This window comes from Bacteroides sp. CAG:633 (genome assembly GCF_000435115.1).
GTDB lineage: Bacteria > Bacteroidota > Bacteroidia > Bacteroidales > Bacteroidaceae > Bacteroides > Bacteroides ndongoniae.
The window spans coordinates 9,110-14,100 of sequence record NZ_FR883123.1 but is presented as its reverse complement, the minus strand read 5'-3'; the positions used below and the strand labels follow the sequence as shown (position 1 = coordinate 14,100).

Annotated in this window: 4 protein-coding genes; all 4 read left to right on the top strand. The window is 55.2% G+C overall.

The window, feature by feature from the left end; genetic code table 11:
- Window positions 1–245 precede the first annotated feature (245 nt).
- The 4 genes from QVP67_RS12340 to QVP67_RS12325 all read left to right on the top strand — a co-directional run bounded on the left by QVP67_RS12340 (window position 246) and on the right by QVP67_RS12325 (window position 4,978).
- The gene (locus QVP67_RS12340; protein WP_022163870.1) at window positions 246–380 is read left to right on the top strand and encodes a hypothetical protein; all 135 of its coding nucleotides are present in this window, start codon (window positions 246–248) and stop codon (window positions 378–380) included.
- 15 nt (window positions 381–395) lie between these two features.
- A complete protein-coding gene (locus QVP67_RS12335) occupies window positions 396–863 on the top strand; it encodes a CYTH domain-containing protein (RefSeq protein ID WP_022163869.1) in 468 nt (155 codons plus the stop codon).
- 47 nt (window positions 864–910) lie between these two features.
- Entirely contained in the window at window positions 911–2,209 is a 1,299-nt protein-coding gene (locus QVP67_RS12330; RefSeq protein WP_022163868.1) for an MgtC/SapB family protein, read from the top strand.
- Window positions 2,210–2,422: 213 nt separating this feature from the next.
- Window positions 2,423–4,978, top strand: a complete 2,556-nt coding sequence (locus tag QVP67_RS12325) for a TonB-dependent receptor domain-containing protein (protein WP_022163867.1) — start codon at window positions 2,423–2,425, stop codon at window positions 4,976–4,978.
- Window positions 4,979–4,991: the final 13 nt, after the last annotated feature.

The window sequence follows — 4,991 nt, the reverse complement described above, 5'->3', positions numbered from 1 at the left end:
GGGCCACTTGCCCGGCTCGCGAGCGACACTTGCCCGGCTCACGAGCCACACTTGCATTCCACACGAGCCGTACAAGTGTCCTGTAAAGCCCCTGTTTCTGGCCCGATTTCCTGTTTCCGGCCTTCCGGATGGCGATCGATTGCCTGCCGGACGCGAAAAACACAAATTTTCTTTCTTTTTTCTTGCATTCCTCCCTTTTTTCCTCTTACTTTGTTCATCGTTGAACTTAAAACTATAGAAAGACCATGGGAAAGAATAAGAAAAATATGGGACATACCCGCAAGGAAGAAGAGCAAGGCAAGAAAGTTCTGATAGGTATCGGCGTCGTAGCCGTAGTCCTGGTTATTGCCATGTTTGTGCTCTACTCCTTCTGGGGCTGATAAGAAGATAGAATTATGCCACAAGAGATCGAACGGAAATTCCTCGTCGACGGCGAGTACAAGTCGAAGGCCTACGCCAGCAGCCGCATCGTGCAGGGATACATCTGTAGTGCACGCGGGCGGACCGTGCGCATCCGCATTCGCGACGACAAAGGCTACCTCACCATAAAGGGACCCGCCGATGCCTCGGGCATCAGCCGTTACGAGTGGGAGAAGGAGATACCGCTGGACGAAGCCCGCGACCTGATGAAAATCTGCGAACCGGGTGCCATCGACAAGACGCGCTACCTGGTGCGGAGCGGCCGGCACGTGTTCGAAGTGGACGAATTCTATGGCGAAAACGAAGGGCTGGTCATTGCCGAGGTCGAACTGTCCTCGCCCGACGAACCCTTCGAAAAGCCCGATTTCATCGGGCAGGAAGTGACGGGAGACGCCCGTTACTACAATGCGCAGCTGATGAGGCATCCTTTCTGCCGCTGGTGACGACGTGCGGGCGCGGGAGGTGCCAGCCAATTTTATAACGGAGTATTATGGAGAAACTTTATCAATACCTGCCCCGCGAACTGGTCACCTTCGTACTGGTGACCCTCTTCTCCCTGCTCATCGGGCTTTCGCAACGGCGCATCAGCCTGAAGCACGAAGGCGAGACTACGCTCTTCGGAACCGACCGCACGTTTACTTTCATCGGCATTCTGGGTTATCTGCTTTATATCCTCGACCCCGTGGACTATCGTCTGTTTATGGGTGGCGGGGCTGTGCTGGGTGTGCTGCTGGCACTGAACTATTACGTCAAGCAGACGCAGTACCGCGTATTCGGGGTGACGACCATCGTCATCGCTCTTATCACCTATTGCATTGCCCCCATCGTGGCTACGCAGCCTTCGTGGTTCTACATCATGGTGGTGGTCACCGTGTTGCTGTTCACCGAACTGAAACATACCTTTACCGAGCTGGCACAGCGCATGAAGAACGACGAAATGATTACGCTGGCCAAGTTCCTCGCCATCAGTGGCATCATACTGCCGATGCTGCCCGATGAACCTCTGATTCCGGGCATCAAACTGACGCCTTACAGCATCTGGCTGGCTACGGTGGTGGTGTCGGGCATTTCCTACCTTTCGTACCTGTTGCGGCGCTATGTGTTCCGCGAGTCGGGCATCCTGGTGTCGGGCATCATCGGCGGACTGTACAGCAGTACGGCCACCATTTCGGTGCTGGCCCGCAAGAGTCGGGGAGCTTCGGCACAGGAGGCACCCGAGTATGTGGCTGCCATGCTGCTGGCGGTGAGCATGATGTTTCTGCGTTTCCTCATCCTGATAGGCATCTTCAGCCGCGAAACGCTGCTGACCATTTATCCCTACCTGCTGGGCATGTCGGTCGTGTCGGCCGGGACGGCATGGTATCTGCACCTGCGCCGCAAGCGTACGAACGAAGCTGGGCAGAGCGAGGAGGAAGAAGACAGCCGAAACCCACTTGAGTTCAAGGTGGCTCTGATTTTTGCGGGGCTGTTTGTGGTGTTTACCGTGCTGACGCACTATACGCTGCTCTATGCCGGTACGGGCGGTCTGACGTTGCTGTCTTTCGTTTCCGGTTTCAGCGATATTACCCCGTTCATCCTGAACCTGCTGCAAGGTACGGGCGGTGTGGCCACGCTTGTCATTACGGCGTGCAGCATGCAGGCCATTGTCAGCAACATTGCTGTCAACATGTGCTACGCCCTTTTCTTTGCGGGGCGGGGCAGTGCGCTGCGTGGCTGGATACTGAAAGGCTTCGGTTGCGTGATTGCCGTTAACGTATGCCTGCTCCTGCTTTTCTATCTTATAAAGTAGCTTAAACTATCCCAATGTGCATCATTCTGTAAAATCGGTGCAGAAGCAACTCTACCGGTTGGCTTGCGAATTCGTGTAGTTTTGCCTTTTTTAACTCCGAAACTCTCGTAACTATCGGAAAACGTTCTATTTTTGCCCAGTCGTATGTAAGAGGAGAGGCATACGGCCAGAACAATACATCAACAAACAGACAGTAGGTTATTTAAAAAGAGTATGAAAAGCGCTAAACGCATGATGAAGTGCTGTGTACTGCTGTGGATGCTCGTCGGAGTATCGGCCGTAGCAGTGGCACAGGGCACGGCGGCTACTTTCCAGATCAAGGGAGTGCTGCTCGATTCGCTCACCCACGAAGGCGAGCCGTATGCCACCATCCGAGTGGCTAAGAAAGAGAAACCGCAGCAGGCGGTGAAAATGCTGGTGTCGGACATGAAAGGTGAATTCCGCGAGAAGGTGCCCGGCACAGGAAACTTTGTGCTGACCATCACTTCGGTGGGACGCAACCCCATTGTGAAAAACTTTACCGTCAAGGCCGGCGAGAAGCTGGTAGACTTCGGAACCCTCTACGTCACCGATGCCTCGAACGAACTGGGCCAGGTGGAAGTAGTGGCACAGAAGCCGCTGGTGAAGGCTGACATTGACAAAATAGAATACAACGTGAAGGACGACCCCGACTCGGAGACCAACTCGCTGCTCGAAATGCTTCGTAAGGTACCCCTGGTGACCGTGGACGGAGAAGACAACATCAAAGTGAACGGAAGCAGCTCCTTCAAGGTCTACGTGAACGGCAAGCCCAACAACATGATGAGCAACAACCCCACCGAAGTGCTGAAGAGCATGCCCGCCAACACCATCAAGCACATTGAGGTCATCACCAACCCCGGCCCTAAATACGATGCCGAGGGTGTGGGTGGCATCCTGAACATCGTGACCGAGGGCAGCGGATTCGAAGGCTACACGGTGACCGTAAGCGGCAACGTCAGCAACCGCGGCGCCGGAGGCGGACTGTTCGGCACCGTGCAGAAAGGAAAACTGACCGTAAGCGCACGCTACAACTACAACTATAACGACTCGCCCCGCAGCTATTCGGGCGGTTCGCAGCGTGCCACCGAGGTTTCTGCCGACGTGGCCAACCTGGATTACGACGGAAGCAGCGAAAGCAACTATTCGTTCCAGTCGGGCAGCATGGAAGCCAGTTACGAGATCGACTCGCTGAACCTGATTTCGGCCTCTTTCGGCCTGTGGGGCGGCGGCAGCAACAGCAACGGTGGTAGTGCCTATCGCGGATTCTCGCCGCTGGACAACCACCTGCTCTACCAGTATGGCATCGGCAGCCGGAGCGAGTCGTCGTGGTACTCCATCGACGGAGGTATCGACTATCAGAAGTTGTCGCGTACGGTGGCAGGCCGCATGCTGACGTTCTCGTACAAAATCAATACCCGCCCGCAAACCTCGGACGCTTACTCCGAATACGGCATTGCCTTCGGCGAAACCGACTGGGCCGACTACCTGCGACGCTTGCAGGACCAGCACACCGACGGCAGTCAGAACACCACCGAACATACCTTCCAGGCCGACTACACTACGCCCATCGGCAAGCTGCACACCATAGAGACGGGCGTGAAGTACATCCTGCGCAACAACGCCTCGGACAACGACCGCTACCTGCGCACGGCTGCCGAAACCAACTCGGATTACCAGTTCGACGAGGAGTACAGCATGCACTACCGTCACCGCAACGACATTCTGGCTGCCTACCTGGGCTACGGACTGAAGTGGGAAAAGCTTTCGGGCCGTCTGGGCGTGCGCTACGAACATACCATCGAAGACGTGGAATACCTGCTGGGCCGTGGCGACGACTTCCGCAAGAACTACGACGACGTAGTGCCTTCTGCTTCGCTGGGCTGGAAGTTGAGCGACCTGTCGAACCTGCGCTTGGGCTACAACATGCGCATCTATCGTCCGAGCATCAGTTATCTGAATCCTTACCTCGACGATATGAACCCCTCCAACCTCCGTCGGGGTAATCCCGAGCTGGAGAGCGAGCATAGCCATGCCTTCGACCTCAGCTACAGCAACTTCACACAGAAGTTCAACATCAATCTGACTGCCCGCTATTCGTTTACGAACAACAGTATCAACTCCGTCACCAGCCTGGTGTCCGAGGACGATATTCCCGGGCTGGACGAAAGCAAGAAGACGGGCAAAGACGTGCTCTACACCACCTACCGGAACATCGGCAAGAACCGTAACTTCAGTCTGAGCGGCTATATCAACTGGAACGCCACGAAGAATACGCGTATCTACACCAACCTGTATGGCAACTACGTCGACGTGAAAGGCGCACAGGGACTGCAGAACAGTGGCTGGAGCTTCTTCGGCTACGGCGGAGCACAGCAGACCTTCAAGTACGACTGGCGATTGAGTCTGAACGTCTTTGGCCAGACTCCGTGGATTATGTTGCAGGGAAAAGGCAGCAGTTACTTCGGCTATAGCCTGAGTCTGAACAAGTCGTTCATGGAACGGCGGTTGTCGCTTTCGGCTTTTGCCAGCAACTTCCTGAAGAAGTACAACCGTAACGAGTCGCACATCGAGGGACAAGGCTTCGTCTACGACACGTGGAACAAATATCCGCAAATGCGCTTCGGTGTCAGCATCAGCTACCGCATTGGCGAACTGAAAGCTACCGTAAAGAAAGCTGCACGCACCATCTCGAACGACGATGTGAAGTCGGGCGAAAGCGGCGGAGCTTCCGGTGGCGGAATGGAGTAAAAACAGACGGTTT

Excerpts from the sequence above, each read along its gene's own strand:
- QVP67_RS12330 (WP_022163868.1), top strand. The coding sequence starts at position 911 with ATGGAGAAACTTTATCAATACCTGCCCCGCGAACTGGTCACCTTCGTA.
- QVP67_RS12335 (WP_022163869.1), top strand. The coding sequence starts at position 396 with ATGCCACAAGAGATCGAACGGAAATTCCTCGTCGACGGCGAGTACAAG.
- QVP67_RS12340 (WP_022163870.1), top strand. The coding sequence starts at position 246 with ATGGGAAAGAATAAGAAAAATATGGGACATACCCGCAAGGAAGAAGAG.
- QVP67_RS12325 (WP_022163867.1), top strand. The coding sequence starts at position 2,423 with ATGAAAAGCGCTAAACGCATGATGAAGTGCTGTGTACTGCTGTGGATG.